This is a genomic window from Treponema denticola, assembly GCF_024181405.1.
Lineage (GTDB): Bacteria > Spirochaetota > Spirochaetia > Treponematales > Treponemataceae > Treponema_B > Treponema_B denticola_D.
In genome coordinates, this window is the sequence record NZ_CP051302.1 from 1,561,304 (window position 1) to 1,581,152 (window position 19,849).

The following is a 19,849-nucleotide window of genomic DNA, read 5'->3' on the forward strand; positions in this document are numbered from 1 at the left end:
ATTGGTTGATATTTAATTTTAGGTTGTTGCTTGCAATTTCTTTTTTGCTCTATATTCTCTTGCTTTTAATTTTTCATACTCTCGGCACTTTTCAAGATTATTAGCTCGGTATTCTTTGTAATATGCTCTACGATATGCTCGTGCTTTTTCTTTCTTTGCTTCTTCTATTTCTTCTCTCATTTGTAGCATTTCTTGTTCTGTCGGCTCTATCTGTTTTGTAAGTTCATTTTCAAATTTTCCGATATAGTTAAAATAAACTTCTATTCGCTGAACAACATATCTTGCTCTTTTTACATCTCTTTCATGCACTACGATTTTACTGATAAACTCATTGATAATGGTTGGGGTAAGTTCTTCAAAGTTGGAATAGCTTTCTGCAAGTCTGATAAATTTCTTTGCTCTTTGATTTGCATTTTCGCATTCGGATAAGCGTTCTTTGATTTCTTCTTTTTCTGCTTTTAAGGTGTAGTATTCTTCTGCATACTTTCTTGATAACTGTTCATAGCGTTCTGTATCCATATTTCCAAGTGCATTATCTTCATAGAGCTTATTCATCACTCTTTCTATCTGTTCCATTCGGTCTGTGATTTGGGGCATACGCTTTTGATTTTTCTTGACTTCCTCGGTCTGCTCTTTATACAGACTTTCTTTTACAAGTTTTTCAAACTCTGCTTTATTTTCCAAAGAATACTGTGCTATCTTTCGTAAGACTTCTGCGATGTTTTCCATAACTTCATCTACATCAATACGATGTGGGGAGTTGCATTTAGGGTGCTTTGCTTTTCCTTTGGCATATTCACTACAATAGGTTACATGCTGTACTTTTCCGTTTTTGTGTATGGTGCGAATGTGCATTTTTGTTCCGCAATCTTTACAGTACATCAGTCCTGATAATGCGTGAATTTCTCCATCTCCGTTTGGTCTTTTTACAGGTGCGTTTTTTAACATACGCTCTACATTTTCAAAGGTAGTTCTATCTATTATCGGCTCATGGACATTTTCTGTTATTTGCCATTTGCTTTTATCTACATAATGGTTTCTCTTATCTCTGTAATGCTTTTCGGTCTTGAAGTTGACTACATCGCCACAATACTCTTGTCTTTTCAGTATGCGTGTTATGGTTGCTTTGTTCCAGTTGTATCTGTTTTCTTCATTGAGAGGTTTGCTTTTGGCTGTTCCTCTGTCTTGTCGTTTCATATAAAAGGTTGGGGTTAGTATTTCTTTTTCTTTCAGATAAACGGCTATCTGATTTCTGTTTTTCCCCTCCATAAATAGCCTGAAAATGAGTTTTACAACTTCGGCAGCTTCTTTATCAACGATCCAATAATCTTTGTTCTCAGGGTCTTTTATATAGCCGTATGGAGCTTTTGTTGCGACAGGCTTTCCGTTTGCTCCTTTGGTCTTAATTCCTGTCTTTACTTTCTTGCTGATGTCTCTTGCATACCACTCTGACATGATGTTGATAAAGGGAGCAAATTCCAATGTGTTTTGGTCAATGCTGTCTATTCCGTTATTGATAGCGATAAAGCGTACATTGTTTCTTCTAAATATCTCCATCGCATTTCCTACTTGGAGATAATCTCTTCCCCATCTTGTCATATCTTTCATGATGACAATTCCGATTTTGCCTTGCTCTACATCGCTTATCATCTGTGTATAAGCTGAACGGTCAAAGAACCTACCGCTTTCATCATCGTCGATATAATGGCGAATGTTTATCAGCTTTTTATCTCTTGCATACCTTTCTAAAAATGCTTTTTGATTGACAATACTATTACTCTCGCCACCATCTCTATCTTCATCACCAACTGAAAGGCGGGAGTATAGTGCTGTGATTTTATTATGATATTCTATCATGGCATTATCCTCCTTTTTTGTGTCTATATATCACTCCTGTTTCCGATGTGAAGAATCACTCATAGCTCCACCCCACGATCTTTCACTTTAACTTTCTCACGAGTCTTGTGATTTTTTTCCGCAGCTTCCTTGAAAGCAGATAGCGCCTTTTTCACGGATGGCTTTTTCTCCTTGCGGAGATTCTTCGCCATATACTCCTTAAAGGCTGCTTCCATCACATCTGCATCACGGCCCTTGAAGAAAACTAAATACCTTGGTGGATTCTCTAAAATGTCTTTCTTCAAAGCAAAATCAATTCCATACTCCTTGGCTGTTCCTTCAAAGTCTTTGATATTGTCAAGGAGCAGTGATTTTCACTACTCCGAAAGTGCATCAATTCGACAAATAAGAGGAAGATGGAATTACCAATGGTGCTCCATCTCCCCTTTGTGTGTCTACGGTTTTATTTTAGATTGAACGGATAGATACCCGTTTTTTTAATAAGATAAAAATAGCAAAAAACACCGGCGGCTGCAAGCAGCAGGATTAAAACGGCAATAAAAATATTTCTACCCTTTTTCTTTTCGGCGAACGGGTCAAGGTGTGCGAGCCGTGCATTTTTCGGCAATGATGCCAATTTTGTAAGCGAGCTTCCAAGCGGAATGTTGATTTTTGCATGTGCATTGATCGCCCAGCCGTTTGCTTCAAGAATCGGACCGATACTTCTCTTGCGCAATTTCATGGCGGCCAGTATCATCGACGGTACCGATATAATCAGTATAAGCCCGATGAGTCCGATAGGTACCCACAAGCCTAATCCGAATAATGCTTGAAGTAAGCTTCCGATGAGAGTTGAAATTCCGCCTATTGCTGTTCCGATTAAAGCAATCGTCCCAAGATCAAGCTTTTTGTTCGGCAAAGCCGCCGCCGCTTCTTTCGGCATATTGACCGTTTTGTCTGCGGCCGTTGCAACGAGGGCATCCGATTTTTCGTTTGCTGCATTTGCCTTTTTTGCAATTTGCTCTTCAATCATGCGGGCTAAATTTTTATACGGTGAGAAAAACGCTTCACGCACACTGACCGGATTGGCAATAACTTTAGTAATAGTTGCGTTCCAATCGTTTCCATCTCTGTCATAAAACAAACCATTTCGTCCAACAACAATATTGTCAGAAGCGCCATTGGTTAAAAGTGCCAAAAGTTTTCGCTTGGCTGTTCCTCGTGTTATATCACAGTAAAGTAAATACGCTCCCGATAAAATATCCAAGGTTGCATGTCGGTCATCTCCGTTTAATTCAAAGCACAAGGTTGTTGCCCTTGTGTCAAAGAATAAAACGCCTGCCTGAAAGGCCGTTTCTCCTCCGGTATAAAAGTTGGAAAAACTGACATAATTTTTCAAAAGTGTAAAAAAGTCTTTTCGAAAGAGCAATAATTTTTTAAGCGATTGGATGTGCTGTTTTTCCTTTTCAAAGGTCAACCGTTCATTTATTTCCGTGATAATTTCATCTTTTTGATTGAGCTTTGTTTCCAAAAACTGAGGATTGATTTTTGCAGCCTTAATTTCAGCCTGCTTTGAATACACCGTAGTAAAGTCGGAAATTTTTTGTGAAATATTTTTCCAATCATTTTCTGTCAGTACCAAAATCTCTCCGCATAAAGGTGAAACAGCATCTGCGTAGAGCTTTTTTATTTCATTTGCCCAAGCCGGGTTTATTTTGCTTTGTGTGTCCAAAAGCATTTCGGTATTCGGCAATGCAATGGGAAGCTCGCGTAATTTTTCGCTGGATGTGTCCAATTCAACAGTAGTGAAGTTTTTAAAAATTTCACTGTAGTCGGTGAGCGGGGTGTTTTCTCCATTGACATAGGTCAAAAGTTTACAACGAACAAAGAAGTCATCTATCTTGTTTTTAACGGCTTCAAAAGCGGCAACGGCTTTTAGCATCGATGCGGTTTCCAAACCGGCACTGACGGCTTTTAAATCTTCGGTGTTTTGGAGACATTGGTTCCTGTCATTAGTAAACATGTCAAAGATGGCTTCACTCGTGCTGTTTATATTTTCTTTTACATACAGTGAAAGCACTTTTTTCAGGCGGAGATCATCGCTGTCATTATCAGATAGTTCTCCGAGTTCATTTGATTTTATAATTTCATTTTCGTTTACAATATCCGCAAGTGAAATTATACTGCCTGTTTTTCCCTGACTTTTTAAAGCCCATTCCGCTGTCTTGGCAATTGCGGTACTTTTTATATCGCCGAGTGAAAGTGTATCGCCGTCTTTCATGATGATACCGACATCCTGTAAACTTTCTGCTAAAAAATCGACGGCATCTAAAACTTCCGGAGGGCGGATAAATCCGTCGGCATCCGTATCCAGTATGGCAGCCGTTTCGGGATTAAAGAAAATGCCTTTTGTCGGCATCGCTAATGTAGTCCAAAGCTTTTGATCTAATTGCCTCAGATTAAGAATATCATCGGCAGTTTCAAACACCAACTGAGTTACCCCGCCGAATCTTGCAAATTTCCAAATATGTTTTTTCAAGTTTTCCTCCAAACGATAAAGTAACACGCCATCGTTTTTTTATCAAGAGGCCCTTTATGGTTATGAAAATCGATTTTGTAATATTTTTTTAAGAGCACCAGAGCTGTCAACAAGCGTAATAAGATACTGCCAACCGGCACGGTAAGGACTTACATTTTTCATTAATCTTGCTTTCCATGAATTTGGAATGCATTTTAATTGACAGGCAAAAGACTTATTTATATAATATCAAAGATGAAATACACGGGTTTAAGCACAAAGAAAATTCTTGAAAATTGGTACGGCAATCATCTTATTATTGCCGGAGAAAGTTTTATAGTGGGAATCCTCACAGGGCTTGCCATTACGGCATTTAGAAAATCCATCGATTTTCTTTCAAGCTTACGAATTGATTTTTATGATAAGGCAGTAAGCGGACAGTTCGGTACGGTCTTCGGCTTTGGCGTTTTAATTTTGACGGTAATTATTTTAGGCTTATTTATGGGCTTTATCATCAAAAAATATCCAATGATAAAGGGGAGCGGGGTTTCACAGATCAAGGGTAAATTTATGAAAAAGCTCGATATGACCCCATGGCCGGAATTACCCTTAAAATTTTTAGGCGGTGTTTTAAACATAAGTGCAGGCCTTTCAGTCGGACGGGAAGGCCCCTCCGTTCAAATCGGAGCATACATAGGAAGTGCCTTTGAAAAAATCGGCAAGACTTCCCATATTGAAAGGGTTTGCCTTGTAACAAGCGGTGCTGCAGCAGGGCTTGCCGCAACTTTCGGGGCTCCCTTTGCAGGAATCGTCTTTGCAATCGAAGACCTGCACCAATATCTAAGCCCCCTCCTTTTAACCTGCGTAATGCTTGGAGCCTTTGCCGGCGACCTTGCAACTTCCTTATTTTTTAAGCAGGGAGCTATTTTTGATTTTCACGGTCTTCAACTTTTCCCTATAAAATATTTCGGCTGGCTAATCTTGATGGGAGCCGCTGCAGCCCTGATCGGACATCTTTTTAAAAAATCGATTTATACATCTCAAAAGATGTACAGAAAATTAAAGATTCCGCCCCAATTTTCGCCATTGATTCCGTATCTTATTTCGATACCAGTCTGTATTTTTTTGCCTCTTGCGGCAAGCGGAGGAGACCATCTGATTGAAGCCATTGCAGAACACAGCTTTCCGCTTTCTATGCTCGTTCTGATTCTTGCGGCAAAGATAATTTTTACAGGTCTTTCGGCAGGCTCCGGAGCCATAGGCGGCATATTTGTTCCTCTTCTTTCATGCGGAGCCTTGACGGGAATTATATTTTCGAACATCTTGGTTTATTTTAATTTAATTGAAGCTCAATATTCCGTAAACCTGATGGTCTTTGCGATGGCCGCTTTTTTTACTACCGTAATAAAGGCTCCGATTACGGCCATAGTTCTTCTTGCAGAAACAAGCGGAGACCTTTTCCATTTGGGAGGCTTGGTGCTGACCACGGCAACTGCATACATTACGGCAAACATAATAAAGTCGCCGCCGAATGACGAGGTGCTTTTAAAACAGATTTTAAACAGTGAAGATTTTGCAAATAAAAAAGAAAAAGCGGAAGAACACGGCAAGCAGGTTTTTGAAGTATGCGTTTCTCCCGAATCTTTTTTGGACGGAAAGAAAATTATGGACATTCAATGGCCTGATGACTGTTTAATCGTAAGCATTGCGAGGGGCGAAGAAGAAATCATCCCCGACGGCAGTACCTCTATTTCGGCAGGCGACAGGCTGGTGGTTTTAACACACGGACACCATGTAGAATTCCATTTAGAGCGAATCGCAGAGATGGCTCAAGTCGAGTGAGCCCCTTACTTTCCGACACAAAAGCCTGAAAAGACCTTGTCAAGGATATCGTCGGAGCGGACTTCTCCGGTAATCTCGCCCAAAAAGCTTAAGGCTTCTTCAAGGTCTTCTACGATGAGGTCGAGGGGAAAGCCTTCAAGAGAATTTTGATAGGCTGTTTTAAGTACATCCAAGGCCTTTTGGACGGCATCCCTCTGTCTTTCGCTTCCAAGAGAAGCTGTTTTTGAAAAGCCGGAACTGCCGGTATTTTTTGCAAGAACAGAATAGGCCTTTTCGGACAGAGCCTTAATTCCGTTAGAAGCCTTTGATGAAATTATTATGGGCTCTGCAATTTTTTCGGCTTTTAAGATTTCTTTTATTTTTTCTTTTGACTCGGTATCGAGTAAGTCCTCTTTTGTGATAACCGTAATTACCGGAGCCTTTGCATTTTTTATAAACTCGGAATCTTCCTTGTTTAAACTACCTGCGGACAAGATATCCTTAGGGTCGCAAAGGTAGAGGATGAGGTCGGCATTCCGGCTCATCTCCAAGCTCCGCTCGACACCGATAGCTTCTATCGAATCCTGAGTATAGCGTATACCCGCCGTGTCGTAAAGGCTTACAGGGATGCCGTTAAAGTTTAGGGAAGCTTCAAGCCAGTCCCTCGTCGTCCCGTGAATATCCGAAACTATTGCCCTGTCTTCTTTTAGAAGGGCATTAAAGAGGGAGGACTTTCCTGCATTGGTCTTACCCGCAAGGACAACCTTAGCTCCTTGAATAAAGATTTTTTCCGCAGCCCATGAATCGGCTAAATTTTTTAGAGGTTCGATAATCCGTAAAATCAAATCGGGAGAAAATGCACCTTGGCTTGTTTCCTCATCTTCGGGATATTCTATTTCAACATCGGCCGCAGCGATTACAGCCGTGAGTCCGTGCTTTATTTCCTCTATGCCTGAAAAAAGATTTCCCGACAGGCGGCCTGCTGCAAGTTCTATATTTATATCGGTTTTTGAATTGATGATTTCGTTTACAGCTTCGGCCCGTGTTAGATCGGCCTTTCCGTTCGCAAAGGCACGGAATGTAAACTCCCCGCCCTCGGCCGCTCTAAAACCGTTTTCGATTAAAAGGCGGTAAATTTTTAAAACTACGGCAGTTCCGCCATGACAGATAAACTCAACGGAATCCTCTCCCGTAAAACTTTTAGGTTCCCGATAAACGCAGACCGTAACCTCATCAACTTCTTTTTTTGATTCGGGGTCTAAAACCCAGCCGTGCAAGATAGTGTTACCTTGGGCTTCTTTTAGTTTTTCAGGTTTTGAAAAGATTGCGGAAGCAAGGTCTATCGCCCCCTTCCCCGAAGTGCGGACAATACCCAAAGCGGCAGGGCTTAGGGCCGTAGCTATTGCAGCTATAGGATCGTCTAGGGAATATTTACCTATCTGCATTATCTTCTCCCGAAATTTTTAAGCGGCAAAATATTATCGGAGCAAGCCCTGAAGCAATAAGACCGACCATAAAAAATTCCAAAAATCGGTAGAGCCTATATTGTGCATAGCTTGAATCTATTTTTAAAAGATAAAAAATCATAATCGGAATACAGGAAAGAGCAGACCCGATTATAAAACGTAAAAATTTTTGAACCCAAGTTCCCGAAGAAGCATCAAAGCTATACTTCGAATTTTCAAGGATACGGATATTTCCAAAAGCAAGCCCAAGGATAAGTCCTGCTTCATTTACCTTTTCTCTCGAAATTAAAATGAGTATAAACGCAAAAACAGCCGCAAGAGTAAACCTTATTGACGCAGTTTTTTTGAATTTAATATTTGGGACATCGTTCTCATCTGTCCTATTTAATGTAGGAAGCTTTGCTTCAATTGCGGGAAGAAAAAACATCATACTTAAAAAGATAAATGCACCAAGCCCCCAGCCTAATAAGACATCGGTCGGATAATGCACTCCGAGATAAACCCGTGAAAAGCCTACCAAAAATGGAAGAACAATTGCAGCTGCTATTTTTATCTTAACCGAAGCCGTGCTTTTTTGAGACTTTGCCGATTGGAAATCTTTTGAGAGGCTTTCTCTAAAGGGTTTATAAAACAAGACAGCCGGATAGATAAAAGCACTTATCGAAGAATGGCCCGAAGGCGTTGAAAAGCCGCCTATGCTTTTAAGCATGATTTCGGGTGCATGTGCAAAGGGACGTGGAATTTTAAAAATACGCTTAATCCCTCCATTGAGTCCCGATGTAAAGGCAGCGGCATAGGCAAGATGAAGCCCCTTTTTATAATCTATACACCAAAGATATAAACCTATAATAAAAACTACAAAGCCGTAGGTGGAAGCCTCAGTAAAAATTTTCATTACTTCGTTAAGAAAAGGGTTTGAAAAATTTTGTATGGTTCTTATTACTTGTATTCCCCATTGGTGTACTGCATGAAGTTCTTTTGACGCTGCCGAAAGTTCCGCCATTATAAACCCTCCCCGTCAGGACGCAGATCCAAGTAACGCCCCGAATTATTCCAATAAATATAGCCCTCATCTATGGAATCCTTAATTCCTAAGATCTGGCGTTTTACGTAATTTTCATCATAGTATTTTTTGTCATAAGAAACGGGAATAAAAAAGGCCTGAGCCCAAGGGCGTACAATTACCTTGTTGCGTGCCATCAATTTGTTTCTATAAGAACCTTGATGATAAATTCTATAAGGCCTTTCTTCGGCAGGCTGATAAGCCAAAAAACTTTGAGAAAAATGACTGGGATACAACATCGGGCAGATAACGTCCACATATTCTGCAAGAAGTTCTACCTCCTGCCCCGTGCGGGCACCCGTGCGGTACCAGCCGTTTGCTCCGTAAATATCTATGGAAATAGGAACCTTGATTCTTTCACGTGAGTAAGCTAAAAAGGACATAAGAGCGCTGACCTTATCCATGCCGTTTTCCCTTGCAGGGTATCGGGCATCTGCAAGGTTTAAGCCGTCGGTAGGAAAACGAATATAGTCGAATTGAATTTCGTCAAAACCGAGGGAGCAAAGTTCTTCGGCTATATCGACGTTGTATTTCCAAACATTTTCATTATAAGGGTCAACCCAATACTCCTCTATGTTCTCTTTTTCTCCGTTATAAAGATTATAACCTTGCCAAGGTTTACCTGTTTCTGTATCCTGAACGGCATACTGCCCGTTATTATATCTATATAAATTTTTATCTTTAAACACGACAATTCTGGCAATAAGATATATATTTTCAGCCTTTGCTCTTTTTATAAATTTTTCGATATCGAGAGTATTCTTTATGCCGTTATATTTTTTTATATCTTCGTTTTTGCTTTCATAGCGGACAAAGCCTGCTTCATCTTTCATGTCTATTACAAGAGCATTGAGCTTATTGTCCTTGATTGTTTTAATATGCTTTTCAAAAGATTTTTCATCCCGCATCTGATGAGTAGGAGTATAAATTCCTTTTTTACCGTCGGATATTTTTAAATAAGGATTGTTTTGATTTTTTTTGTCGTGTAATAACCAGAGTTCCGATAAGGATAAATTACCGTTAAACAAAGTTAAACTATTCGGAACAAAGGCACAAAGATAATTTGAATTCTTCAGGTATTTTTTTATCTTATTATAATCTTTCAATAATTTGTTGGAAGTATAGATTTGAGTATTCGGCATAATTAAATTGGTTTCAAATAAATCGTTTTCCATAACTCCGAAAACCGTATTGTCTATTATATTTAAACTATCGACACATACGAGCTTTTTATTGTTTACTTCTTTTTCATTTAAGAGTATAAATAGTTTTTTATTCCAATCAAGCTTATACATCAAACCTGAAAATGTTTGAGCACAGTAAATTTCAGAATTGTTCGAGATTTGGTTAAAAACAATATCCGATATTTCTTCAATCCCTTCGGGACCTTTTTTTAAACCGTCGCTTATATCGTTCCAAATTTTCGAATTTACATCCGGCTGCTTCCAAGCCATACCTGCAATAGAGTGAGAAACAAAAACCGTTAAAACTTTTTCGCCCCTTGAATTAGGCATATCCAAAACACTGACAGCCTTTATTCCGTTTACCGAATGATTGGCTCCAAGGTTCTCCCAAGTTTTTCCGGAATCCCGTGTTAAAAAAACATTGCTTGAAGTTGCAGTAACAAAGATGTTCGGATTAAAGGGGTGAACTTCCAAATCTTTAAGTTGAGGAATTTTTTCTATAAAAGTTTTGTTTCCGTTTTTATCTATATTTTTAATTATTTTTTTGGGAAGCTTATCATTTAGGTAGTAGAATTCTTTTAAGTTTTTGCTTGCAGCAAGCCCCTTGCCGGTTAAAAAAAGCCATTGATTTCCGGCCTTAGATATTTTAAAAACAGGCGCATCACTCCAAATCTTTTTTGCCCTAAAATTATCTATTTTAAACAAGCCCTCAGAACTTCCTGCCAAAAAAGCATCTTGGGCATAAAGCGGGAGCATAACAATCAACAAAACAAAAGCAAGCCTTAAAGCTCTTTTACCGCAATAAAACATTTTCATAGGCTCACATAATGCCACAAATTGAAGATATATGCAAGCCGGTGTTTTTTTTGATAAAGCTTCTTACAATTTATACCGGCCGATAAACAGCCTCATCAGCCCTTACATTTTTCTCTAAAATTTGGTATAATAATAGAATATTGGAGTTTTATTATGAAGATACATTGTCCTTGCGATGCAAGTTTTGAAATTGAACATCATGCCAAAATAAATTTAGATAAAGAACCGGAAATATTAAAAAAAATAGCTGACGGTTCATATTTGACCTTTAAATGCCCTCAATGCGGAAGAAAGGTCCGTTCCGAAATAAAGACAAGAATAGAATGGCCTTCCAAAAAGCTTATCTTACTCTTCGTTCCGGAGGCAGATAGAATAGCCTGCCTTTCCAGCTGCACCGGATTAAAAGAGATAAACGAAAAAACAAAAAAAACCGAAAAGATTGAATATGAAAAAGCCGATGAGACCCCGGTTATAGGCTATTCGGAATTGGCTGAACGGCTTGCAGTTGTAGAAGCAGGCCTTGATCCTCATGCCATGGAAGTTTTAAAATTCTTTATATTGGACAGCGGAAAGGATATAAAGGGCAAAAAGATAAAGATATTTTTCCACTCGGTAAACAATGAAGGCAGTTTCGAGTTTTATGTATACGGCTTAAAAGAAGATCAAGTAGCAGTTATGAAAATTCCCGTCAAATTATACGACTCGATTTGTCAAGATATAAAAAACAAAAAGAAGTCCGAAATTTTTACGGCAGTCTATTTGGGAAACTATCTTTCCTACCAAAATATTTTTACAGAAGGAAGGGATTAATAGTTTATGTACAAAAAATATCTTTTTTTATTTTTTGCTTTAATTTTATGCTTTTCATTAGGTGCTCAAAATACGGATTTGCCTTGGAGTGAGGTTGCCGAAAATCAAGGGGAACAAACGGCAGGAGGAACCGGCCAAGGAGGCGGAACATCAGGCTCAAGCACTACATCACAAACGCAGCCGAATACAAACTCAAACGCAGCCTCACAAACGCAGCCGAGCACAAACCCGAATTCAAACCAACAAACTCAAGCTGAAACAAGTTCAAGCACAAACTCACAAGCAAATGCAAACTCACAAACTCAACCGGCAGCAAGCGAAAACGCGGAAGCTCAATCTTCAGAGGTAAAGCCGGAAGAAAAAAAAATCAATATCCTTGTATTTGCTCAGGCTATGACAGTTGCAGTTGCAAACGATAAGGCTCTTTATTCACGTAACTCGGCCGCAAGAGCAAACATCCCCGAACAAGACAAACTTCGTTCGGCAAAGGTCGTTCACAAATTTTCGGGAGGCGTTACCGAGATAATGAATTCGGGGTCATTGCCGATATTTTTTGCAGCAGGAAAGGACGGCTTTGTTACCAGATATTCTTACCCAAAATTTGAACCCGATACTTGGCAGCTTTCAAGTATGCCGATACAAAAAATAGCCGTACACCCTAAAGGACAACTCATTGCAGTTTATGAAACAAACGGTTTCAGCATTCATCAAGTTTCTCTTTGGGATTGGGCAAAAAAGAAAACCTTATTTTCAAAACGCTTATCCGATTCGGTCGTATCCCTCTCATGGTCGGCCAACGGAACCTACCTTTTTGTAGGCAACAGATCTACCGACGGTATTACGGTATTGGATTCAAAAGGCATAGTGCAAAATATTTATCAAGAAGCCCCCGGAATTGTTTTTTTGGCAGCCACGGCATCAACCGAAAGAAGCATTGTAACTTACGGAGAATCAGGCCGCCTTGTTTACACCGATATAGCAAAGAAAAAAAAGCTAAAAGAATTCAGAACAGAAAACAAACTTGAAAATCCGAATCTTATAAAAAACTTTACAAGAATTATCGGCTATAAGGACAATAATGTCTATGTAATAGACGCAGTTACGGGAGAAACGGTATCCAAACATCAAGCCCGATATGCCCTCTTTGCTTCCAAAATTCAAGATTCGGTTCCTATTTGGATTGAAAGAACTCGAAGAAAAAATGAATGGTGTATAAGACAGGGAGACGCTTCTTCGAGCGGCTTTTATGTGCCGGGAAATTCCAAAATAACGGCAGCCCGCCATATTAAAAATCACATGGTAATCGGCACCCAAGACGGTTCCATTTACATGATAGGCTTAAATGAAGACTCTTCAGTAAATCTTGAAAAACCGCTTACCTACTCCGACTCAAAAATAGATGACATTACAAGCGACGGAAATATTTTATATATTCTAAAAGACGGAAAAATATATGTTCAAAATTCCCCTGAAGAAAAACCCGTTCCGATAATAGAAGACCTTAAAACAAATAAGTTTACATTTTATAACAACGGATTTTTGCTGTGGTCGGACATAAAAAAGGGGATGCCTATCTCTCACTACTCCCTTGATACAAAGGCATTAAAAAAGATTATCATTCCTAAAGAAACCGTCATATCCGTTTCGGTTTATAAGAATTTATTTTTATATGTAGAATCTTTTAACGGAGTTACATTGGTTAATTTTGATAACGGGAAAAAAGAATTCGTCTATAATGCCCCGGGAATTCAAAATGCGGTTCAAGTAGATGACAACACAATGCTGATTGCCAAAAGCGCCATAGGGCGATCCCAAAGTCCGGTCTTTATAATAAATACCCTAACGGAAGAAACAAGTCCGATCCCGATGGAAGGGAATTTAGCCTTTGCCCTTGAGCAAAATGCTTCACGCCCTAACAGCCTTGCATGTTTTTTGGTAGCAACAAGTCCCTCGCCTAAGACGGAGCTGCTGCATATCAGCTTAAACCGAAAAAATCCTATAGACAGCACTTTTAAACCGATTCTTTCATACAAGGAAGAAAGCGTAGATGCCTTTTTGGAAATTTCGGGAAACGACATTTTAACAAACTTGGGAAACAGCTCACTTGTTCACTACAATACCTCATCAAAGCAGGCCAGAAGACTATCCCGCTCATACGGATTTCCTAAGGGAGCGGTTATATTAAAAAAATATTTTATAAGCCTCAACTTCGGCGATACTCTATCGTGGTATGAGCGGAAAACAGGGGCCATTTTAAAAACAGTAACAGCAGAGTAAGAGAATTTTATGAAAAGATATATTTTATTTTTAATCCTTGCAGCAATGCTTTTTACCTCATGTACAAAAACCGAAGAAGACAAGATAGCAGTCATCTGGACGGACAGGGCGGAGTTTGTTTCATACTGTGAGGTTTTTAATAATTCGCAAAACAAATATAAAATTATTGTAGAATACAAAAAGAGCCCTGTCGATGCTCTCATCAATACCGATGTGCAGCCCGACATAGTTATAGGTTCATGGCTTAAGGGGAAATCCGCCAGAGTAAAATTTAGAAAAATCAATAATCTTTTCGGAGAAAAAAAGATAAACAAAACCGACTTTTATCCCGAACTCTTAAACTTAGGAAATATTTCCGGAAACCAATATCTTTTGCCTATAAGTTTTAACTTACCGATGATTATATTTTCCTCGGCAAATAAGTTTAAAACAAAGAGCGATTTTTCCATTTCTCCTGATGAGATAAGGGATTTTTCAATTAAGTTTAATAAGGGAATCAAAGGGACTTATACCGCAATGGGCTTTTCGCCCCGATGGTCGGACGACTTTTTATATATGAACACCAAGGGCTTCAATGCATCCTTTGAAGAAGAAAAGGATTTTTTTTCATGGAACGATAAATCCCTTCAAAATGCAATAAATTATATAAGAGATTGGAGCAGAGAGGTAAATACATCAGCTGCCGCCGAAGATGACTTTAAATTCAAATATCTTTATGACTCGCCCTATGTTTTGGTCAAAAACGGAAGATGCCTTTTTTATTATGTCTCCAGTGAGGAGCTTTTTTCTACACCTCAAAAACGATTGGAAAACATGGATTTTAGATGGCTTGCCTTCAGCGGGAAAACTCCCTTAAAAGACGACATTCTTTACGGAGGAATTTGCAGTAAGGCAAAAAACTCTAAAGCAGCCGAAGCTTTTTTTATTTGGTTTTTTCAGGTAAAAACCCAAGAACAGCTTTTAAATCGGGCAAATGAAATGGATCTGATGATAAATTCCTTCGGCCTGGCCGGGGGCTTTTCAGCCCTGCATCAAGTAACCGAAAAGCTATTCCTAAGATATTATCCTCTTTTACTGGCACATCTGCCTCAGACGCAAAGCTTTTATGCACCTCATATTTTGCCGAGCAATTGGCCGATGCTAAAAAAGGAAATTCTAATGCCCTATTTGAAGGACGCATGTAATGCCTCAGTATACCCCGATTCTATTCCTTCTCTTAATAAAAGAATAGCAGAATGGTATAAAAATCAATAAAAATGCAACCTTATTATAATTATGTTGTCATAAACATTTAACGGAGTATTTATGCAGACAATCGATGATCTTGGAAAATATACATTTTCAGCCTTATTAAGAAATTCGGTCTTAAAATTTTCAAATAGGCCGGCTCTTTCATATGTATCCGAACAACCCATAAGCTACAAAGAACTTGACGAAAAGGTTGAGTCTATAAAAACCTTATTACATTCGCTGGGCATAAAGCCTCTTGATAAGGTAGCAATTTTCAGCACAAGCTCGCCCCAGTGGGCAATTTCGTATTTTGCGATAGTAACACTTGGAGCCGTTGCCGTACCTCTTTTACCTGATTTTAATGAAAGTGAAGCTTCTTCTTGTTTAAAGCATTCGGGAGCAAGGGCTATATTTGCCGGAGAAAAACTTTTGGCAAAGTTAAACAATACGGATGACCTTGATGTCATAATCAATATACATGACTTTGCAGTAAAAAAGGGAGAAATAAAGACGGACACTCCTCTGCCTGAACATGAATGCAAAGAAGAAGATACAGCTTCAATTATTTATACATCAGGAACTACAGGCCGTTCTAAGGGTGTTGTCCTTACACATAAAAACCTTATCTTTACGGCCATTGCAGGTCAGCACTGTCAACGCATAAACCAATACGAGGCAGCCCTTTCAATATTACCCATGTCCCATGTTTATGAATTTACGATAGGCTTTTTAATGTTCATGCTGAACGGAGCCTGTATCTACTACCTCGAAGGTCCGCCTATTCCTCGAAACCTCCTGCCGGCTCTTCAAAAGATAAGGCCTCATTTTATGTTGAGTGTTCCGATTGTAATCGAGAAAATATATAAACAAAAAATTCTGCCGGCCTTTAATGCAAGTCCTCTTATAAAGAAGATTTATGGAACAAAACTCGGAAGAAAATTATTATGCCGTAAGGCCGGAAAAAAGCTAAAAAAGACCTTCGGAGGCCGTCTTAAATTTTTTGGTATAGGAGGATCAAAAACCGATCCTGTCGTTGAGCAATTTATGGTTGATGCAAAATTTCCCTATGCAATAGGCTACGGCCTTACCGAAACTTCTCCATTGATTGCTTATTCCGCAGTGTACAAAACCGTTCCCGGCGTAATAGGCGGCACCATTCCGGGTGTAGAAATAAAAATAGGAGATCAAGATCCGGAAACAGGGATAGGCGAGCTCCTAGTAAAAGGTCCCAATGTCATGCAAGGGTATTATAATGCCCCGGACTTAACAAAGGAAGCCTTTACCGAAGACGGCTGGTTCAAAACCGGCGACCTATGCGTCATAGATAATAAGGGAAGAATCAGCTTAAAGGGAAGATCAAAGAATATGATTTTAGGAGCCGCCGGCGAAAATATCTATCCCGAAGATATAGAATTTGTCTTAAACCAGCATCCCCTTGTATCGGAATCCTTAGTTGTTGAAGGAGAAAACACATCCTTAGTCGCTTATGTCCGCTTACAGGATGCCATAGGAGATGCCGTTTCAGAAATCTCTAATGCCATAATGCATAAGAGAGAAGAAGTGCTAAACGAAATAAGATTTTTTGTCAACTCAAAGGTCAACAAGTTTTCAAAGATAGATAAAATTGAAGTTGTAGAAGAGTTCGAAAAAACTGCAAGCCAAAAGATAAAGCGCTATCTTTATTCTCTACGTCATGGAAAACTCCAAACAGAAGGAGTAAAAGAAAAATAATAAAAAGCCTCCTTTTTAGGAGGCTTTTTTTACGTTGATTTTGATAAAACGGGCTTGATGTTTTAAAAAAACGTTTTCCTGTAAAAATTAAACTTAAGCCGATTTCTTCTTTTTGCCGAAAAGACGCTTAAAAAAGGCTTTTATTGAACGCCAAACCCTAACAAAAAATCCCGGATTTTTTAAGCGATTAAGACGCGTAAAAGCATTTAAAAGCTCCTCATTCGAAAACTGCTGCCTTTGCACATTTTCTTCAATCTCTATATCGAGAGCGAGGCTTTCCTCCTCTACGGAAAGAACTCTGGCTTCTATGGTTTTCCAGCCCAGTTTTTTTGCCGCTTCCAATCTTCGCTGACCGGCAATAAGAACCTTATTTTGATCTACAATAATCGGATTTAAAAGCCCTACACGGTTTAGACTTTCTGCCAGCTCTTCAATTTCTATAAATTCTTTTCTGGCTCTTTGCCTTATCTTTATATCCTCTATAGGAATCTGCATAAGCTCTCCTCCATAATCAAAGGATTTATTTTCCATACTCCTTTGACAGATTTTCCAACTGCATCATAAACTCATCTTTGGTTTTTGTCCAGTCCTCGGAGCTCATTTCAAGCACATTCACCCTGTCTTTAGGCATTTCTATCTTCTTTATAATCTTGTTAGTGATAACCATTTTTGAGTCAAGTTCAACGTCAAGCCTTCCTCCGCCCATTTCTTTAGAAGAATTTAAGCTTATTTTATCAATACCAAATTCCACAGTATCCGGACTCTTCTTATTAAAGCTGCCGGAAAGATTCATTTCCATTATTTCCATCCTATTACCGTCATAGCCGTCATCCGAATATACGGGAACCATTTTTGGGAAAGCAAAATTCATTGAAGCCTTAAAATTATCCGACTGCTTTGTTTTATCTATCAGTATAGAATAATTTAGAGCTCCGAGTGTCAAATCTTCACTCATCGAATCATTAGCAGTAAGCCACATATTTATCATAAAATCGGCTTTATTTTCGTTTGATTCCCCCATGCTTGTAAATGTGACAGTATGGGAAGAAGAATCTACATCACTAAAAAGTTCTATACTTGCAATTAAATTATTTAAAACATAATTATAGTCTTCAATTTCGTAGCTTAATTTAAGCCAAGGCTTATCTGCTACAAAAACTGTAAACTCATCTTTTGAAATTAATCCGTCTTTTACGATTATTTCTTCGGTAATACGGAAGCCCTCAGGGATAGTTATTTTTTCAGGTGAAATATTTTCTGAAAACTTATCCATTATTTCTTTTGTAAGAGTATCTTCATACATGCTCAACATTAGTTTTAGACGGTTATCATTCTTCAAGGCATACCAAATAAGAGAAGGGATTTGTTTTAGCTGTTCATTGTTAAAAGTAATTTCATATCCCGAACCGGTCTTTTTTATATCGGCTTTTTCATAAAGAGCTTTTTCGGCATTTAAATATCTTTTTTGGGAATGCCTGTCAAGCTGCATCGTCATCATATTTTTCATTTCATTATAGGAAAAATCCATATTAAAAAATGAAAGGAAATCTTTAGGGAAAATCAAGGCTAAAAATTTACCTATACCGTTTGACGGCAGATAAAATGTAGTTTCCTTTAAAAAAGGACTGGCAGCTTCAATATTTTTATCGCCGAATTTCATGATAAAAATAGGAAGATCGGACATTCCGGAAGCAGGCCCCTTAATACCGTAAGAATAAAAAAGGGCTTTTTCTTTTTGGTCATTGATAAAAGTAAAATTCAAACCAATGTTGTTTTTTATAAGATTATCAATAGCTGCCGTATTCAAAGGATTCTTATCAGCTTTGCTGCTCTTAATAGTATTTTTAAACTCCTTAATTCTTGCATCAAATGTAATCGAACCGTTTTTTTCTATATCTCCGTCCATAAAATATTCGTTTGAAAATTCCGTAATAGATTTTGCGGCCTTTTCCCTCGATGCTTTTTTTAAGGCGATAATATTTTTTTCATCCTTATTTCCGCAAGAAATAAGAAATCCGGCAATGACGCCTATAAGGGTGAATAAAATAAAAGATTTAAAATTTTTCATATAGTACCTCACAAGAAACAGTATAAAGGAATAGAGCTTCTTTGTCAATACTATGTAGCTATATAACCATAAAACCCTAAAATAATTCTTTTTTTAAAAGAAGTTCGGGATCTGCAGGAATTTCATTTATACGCAGCTCCCAATGAAGGTGGGGGCCTGTCGAAAAACCTGTTGTTCCTATATCTGCAATTTTTTCTCCTTGTTTTACCAAAGAACCTTCTTTTACGTGAATCTTATTTAGATGATAATAAATGGTGTACACAGCAGGAGCATGTTCTATTACGAGAGTCCAGCCCGTTACTATCCTGTTTTCGGCAAGCACAACTTTTCCCGTTCCGGGAGCAAAGATCGGCGTTCCTATTGGAGAAGGATAATCGATTCCCCAGTGGCGGCTCACCGAGGTTTTTCCGTCAGGGTATTTTGAAGTGCGCTTTTCGGCAAAAGTTGAGCTTATTCTTTTTGCATCAAAAGGCATTGCAAAGGGACCCTTAAAATAAAGGCTTTCAAGGTTTTGCACCTTTAAAACTTCTGCAAACCTGTTTCGTTGTTCGGTTTTTTTAGGACTTTTATCTCTTAAAATTTGTGAATTTTTTTTGCTCAATTTCATTACATACTCTTCAAATTCTCTTTCTAAAACTTCAAAATCCCTATCTTCTTCAAATAAAGCTCCGTCAATTATAAGATGAGTCCGAATTTTCCATTTGCCGCTTTTCCACCAAACGGCAACAGCCGCAATTGCAGCCCATTCTTTTTCCGTCTTATCAAGAGGAAAAGCATTGATAGTTTGAACTTTTTTTTCCGATGTGTCATAAATAGTAATCCATGCTTTTTCTATTTTGCGTGCAGCCTTAAATTTTACGTTAAAAAAAGAACCCAAATCTCCGCTCTCCGCCAGCGAAATAATATATAGAGCTTTTTCCGATTTGCCGTTTTGTTCAATATCGGAAACTTCCTTCTTTCCCGATGGATGGAGTGCAAATAAAAAGCAAAAAAACAATAATACTTGAAAACTTCTTTTTTTTAACATTT

Annotated in this window: 14 protein-coding genes; 5 read left to right on the plus strand and 9 right to left on the minus strand. The window is 38.5% G+C overall.

The features are described from left to right. Positions 1–18: 18 nt before the first annotated feature. The 3 genes from HGJ18_RS07450 to HGJ18_RS07460 form a co-directional block, all read right to left on the minus strand. Positions 19–1,857 (minus strand): recombinase family protein, encoded by a 1,839-nt coding sequence (locus HGJ18_RS07450; RefSeq protein WP_253695367.1) that lies wholly within the window; start codon positions 1,855–1,857, stop codon positions 19–21. 59 nt (positions 1,858–1,916) lie between these two features. Then, positions 1,917–2,204, minus strand: coding sequence for a PcfB family protein (locus HGJ18_RS07455; protein WP_436411288.1), 288 nt, complete (start codon positions 2,202–2,204; stop codon positions 1,917–1,919). A gap of 95 nt (positions 2,205–2,299) precedes the next feature. After that, a complete protein-coding gene (locus HGJ18_RS07460) occupies positions 2,300–4,375 on the minus strand; it encodes a hypothetical protein (RefSeq protein WP_253695368.1) in 2,076 nt (691 codons plus the stop codon). Between the two features lie 198 nt (positions 4,376–4,573). Here HGJ18_RS07460 and HGJ18_RS07465 point away from each other — a divergent pair, with 198 nt between their 5' ends. Further along, entirely contained in the window at positions 4,574–6,196 is a 1,623-nt protein-coding gene (locus HGJ18_RS07465; RefSeq protein ID WP_366792903.1) for a ClC family H(+)/Cl(-) exchange transporter, read from the plus strand. A 5-nt stretch (positions 6,197–6,201) separates the two neighbouring features. On the opposite strand, the gene mnmE is transcribed toward HGJ18_RS07465, so the two are convergent. Genes mnmE through HGJ18_RS07480 form a run of 3 tightly spaced genes read right to left on the minus strand, consistent with a single transcriptional unit; the run spans position 6,202 to position 10,722 of the window. Then, positions 6,202–7,620 carry a tRNA uridine-5-carboxymethylaminomethyl(34) synthesis GTPase MnmE gene (mnmE, locus tag HGJ18_RS07470; protein ID WP_253695370.1) on the minus strand — a complete coding sequence of 473 codons (1,419 nt, stop codon included), beginning with the start codon at positions 7,618–7,620 and terminating at the stop codon, positions 6,202–6,204. Continuing rightward, positions 7,607–8,644 carry a phosphatase PAP2 family protein gene (locus HGJ18_RS07475; RefSeq protein ID WP_253695371.1) on the minus strand — a complete coding sequence of 346 codons (1,038 nt, stop codon included), beginning with the start codon at positions 8,642–8,644 and terminating at the stop codon, positions 7,607–7,609. The genes mnmE and HGJ18_RS07475 overlap by 14 nt, the downstream gene beginning before the upstream one ends. Further along, positions 8,644–10,722, minus strand: coding sequence for a putative glycoside hydrolase (locus HGJ18_RS07480; protein ID WP_253695372.1), 2,079 nt, complete (start codon positions 10,720–10,722; stop codon positions 8,644–8,646). The genes HGJ18_RS07475 and HGJ18_RS07480 overlap by 1 nt, the downstream gene beginning before the upstream one ends. Before the next feature lie 135 nt (positions 10,723–10,857). Between HGJ18_RS07480 and HGJ18_RS07485 the strand changes: the two genes are divergently transcribed. From HGJ18_RS07485 to HGJ18_RS07500, 4 genes are read left to right on the plus strand one after another with little or no spacing between them, the layout of a single operon-like run. Then, the gene (locus HGJ18_RS07485; protein WP_253695373.1) at positions 10,858–11,514 is read left to right on the plus strand and encodes a CpXC domain-containing protein; all 657 of its coding nucleotides are present in this window, start codon (positions 10,858–10,860) and stop codon (positions 11,512–11,514) included. A gap of 6 nt (positions 11,515–11,520) precedes the next feature. Continuing rightward, positions 11,521–13,791: a WD40 repeat domain-containing protein gene (locus HGJ18_RS07490; protein ID WP_253695374.1), complete on the plus strand. Its 2,271-nt coding sequence runs from the start codon at positions 11,521–11,523 to the stop codon at positions 13,789–13,791. Positions 13,792–13,800: 9 nt separating this feature from the next. Next, positions 13,801–15,045, plus strand: a complete 1,245-nt coding sequence (locus tag HGJ18_RS07495; protein ID WP_253695375.1) for a type 2 periplasmic-binding domain-containing protein — start codon at positions 13,801–13,803, stop codon at positions 15,043–15,045. A 51-nt stretch (positions 15,046–15,096) separates the two neighbouring features. Next, on the plus strand, positions 15,097–16,752 hold the full coding sequence (locus HGJ18_RS07500) for an AMP-binding protein (RefSeq protein WP_253695376.1): 1,656 nt from the start codon (positions 15,097–15,099) through the stop codon (positions 16,750–16,752). 93 nt (positions 16,753–16,845) lie between these two features. Here the strand turns inward: HGJ18_RS07500 and HGJ18_RS07505 are convergent, their stop codons facing one another. The 3 genes from HGJ18_RS07505 to HGJ18_RS07515 all read right to left on the minus strand — a co-directional run bounded on the left by HGJ18_RS07505 (position 16,846) and on the right by HGJ18_RS07515 (position 19,847). Continuing rightward, positions 16,846–17,283 (minus strand): ParB N-terminal domain-containing protein, encoded by a 438-nt coding sequence (locus HGJ18_RS07505; RefSeq protein ID WP_495573976.1) that lies wholly within the window; start codon positions 17,281–17,283, stop codon positions 16,846–16,848. Beyond that, positions 17,273–18,820 carry a BAR domain-containing protein gene (locus tag HGJ18_RS07510; RefSeq protein WP_253695377.1) on the minus strand — a complete coding sequence of 516 codons (1,548 nt, stop codon included), beginning with the start codon at positions 18,818–18,820 and terminating at the stop codon, positions 17,273–17,275. The genes HGJ18_RS07505 and HGJ18_RS07510 overlap by 11 nt, the downstream gene beginning before the upstream one ends. A gap of 76 nt (positions 18,821–18,896) precedes the next feature. Continuing rightward, positions 18,897–19,847, minus strand: a complete 951-nt coding sequence (locus HGJ18_RS07515; RefSeq protein ID WP_253695378.1) for a M23 family metallopeptidase — start codon at positions 19,845–19,847, stop codon at positions 18,897–18,899. Between the last annotated feature and the right edge of the window lie 2 nt (positions 19,848–19,849).

What these genes read in the sequence shown, in the direction of transcription:
- mnmE (WP_253695370.1), bottom strand. Translation starts at nt 7,620, where the DNA reads ATGCAGATAGGTAAATATTCCCTAGACGATCCTATAGCTGCAATAGCT.
- HGJ18_RS07450 (WP_253695367.1), bottom strand. Translation starts at nt 1,857, where the DNA reads ATGATAGAATATCATAATAAAATCACAGCACTATACTCCCGCCTTTCA.
- HGJ18_RS07485 (WP_253695373.1), top strand. Translation starts at nt 10,858, where the DNA reads ATGAAGATACATTGTCCTTGCGATGCAAGTTTTGAAATTGAACATCAT.
- HGJ18_RS07505 (WP_495573976.1), bottom strand. Translation starts at nt 17,283, where the DNA reads ATGGAAAATAAATCCTTTGATTATGGAGGAGAGCTTATGCAGATTCCT.
- HGJ18_RS07490 (WP_253695374.1), top strand. Translation starts at nt 11,521, where the DNA reads ATGTACAAAAAATATCTTTTTTTATTTTTTGCTTTAATTTTATGCTTT.
- HGJ18_RS07510 (WP_253695377.1), bottom strand. Translation starts at nt 18,820, where the DNA reads ATGAAAAATTTTAAATCTTTTATTTTATTCACCCTTATAGGCGTCATT.
- HGJ18_RS07475 (WP_253695371.1), bottom strand. Translation starts at nt 8,644, where the DNA reads ATGGCGGAACTTTCGGCAGCGTCAAAAGAACTTCATGCAGTACACCAA.
- HGJ18_RS07515 (WP_253695378.1), bottom strand. Translation starts at nt 19,847, where the DNA reads ATGTTAAAAAAAAGAAGTTTTCAAGTATTATTGTTTTTTTGCTTTTTA.
- HGJ18_RS07495 (WP_253695375.1), top strand. Translation starts at nt 13,801, where the DNA reads ATGAAAAGATATATTTTATTTTTAATCCTTGCAGCAATGCTTTTTACC.
- HGJ18_RS07500 (WP_253695376.1), top strand. Translation starts at nt 15,097, where the DNA reads ATGCAGACAATCGATGATCTTGGAAAATATACATTTTCAGCCTTATTA.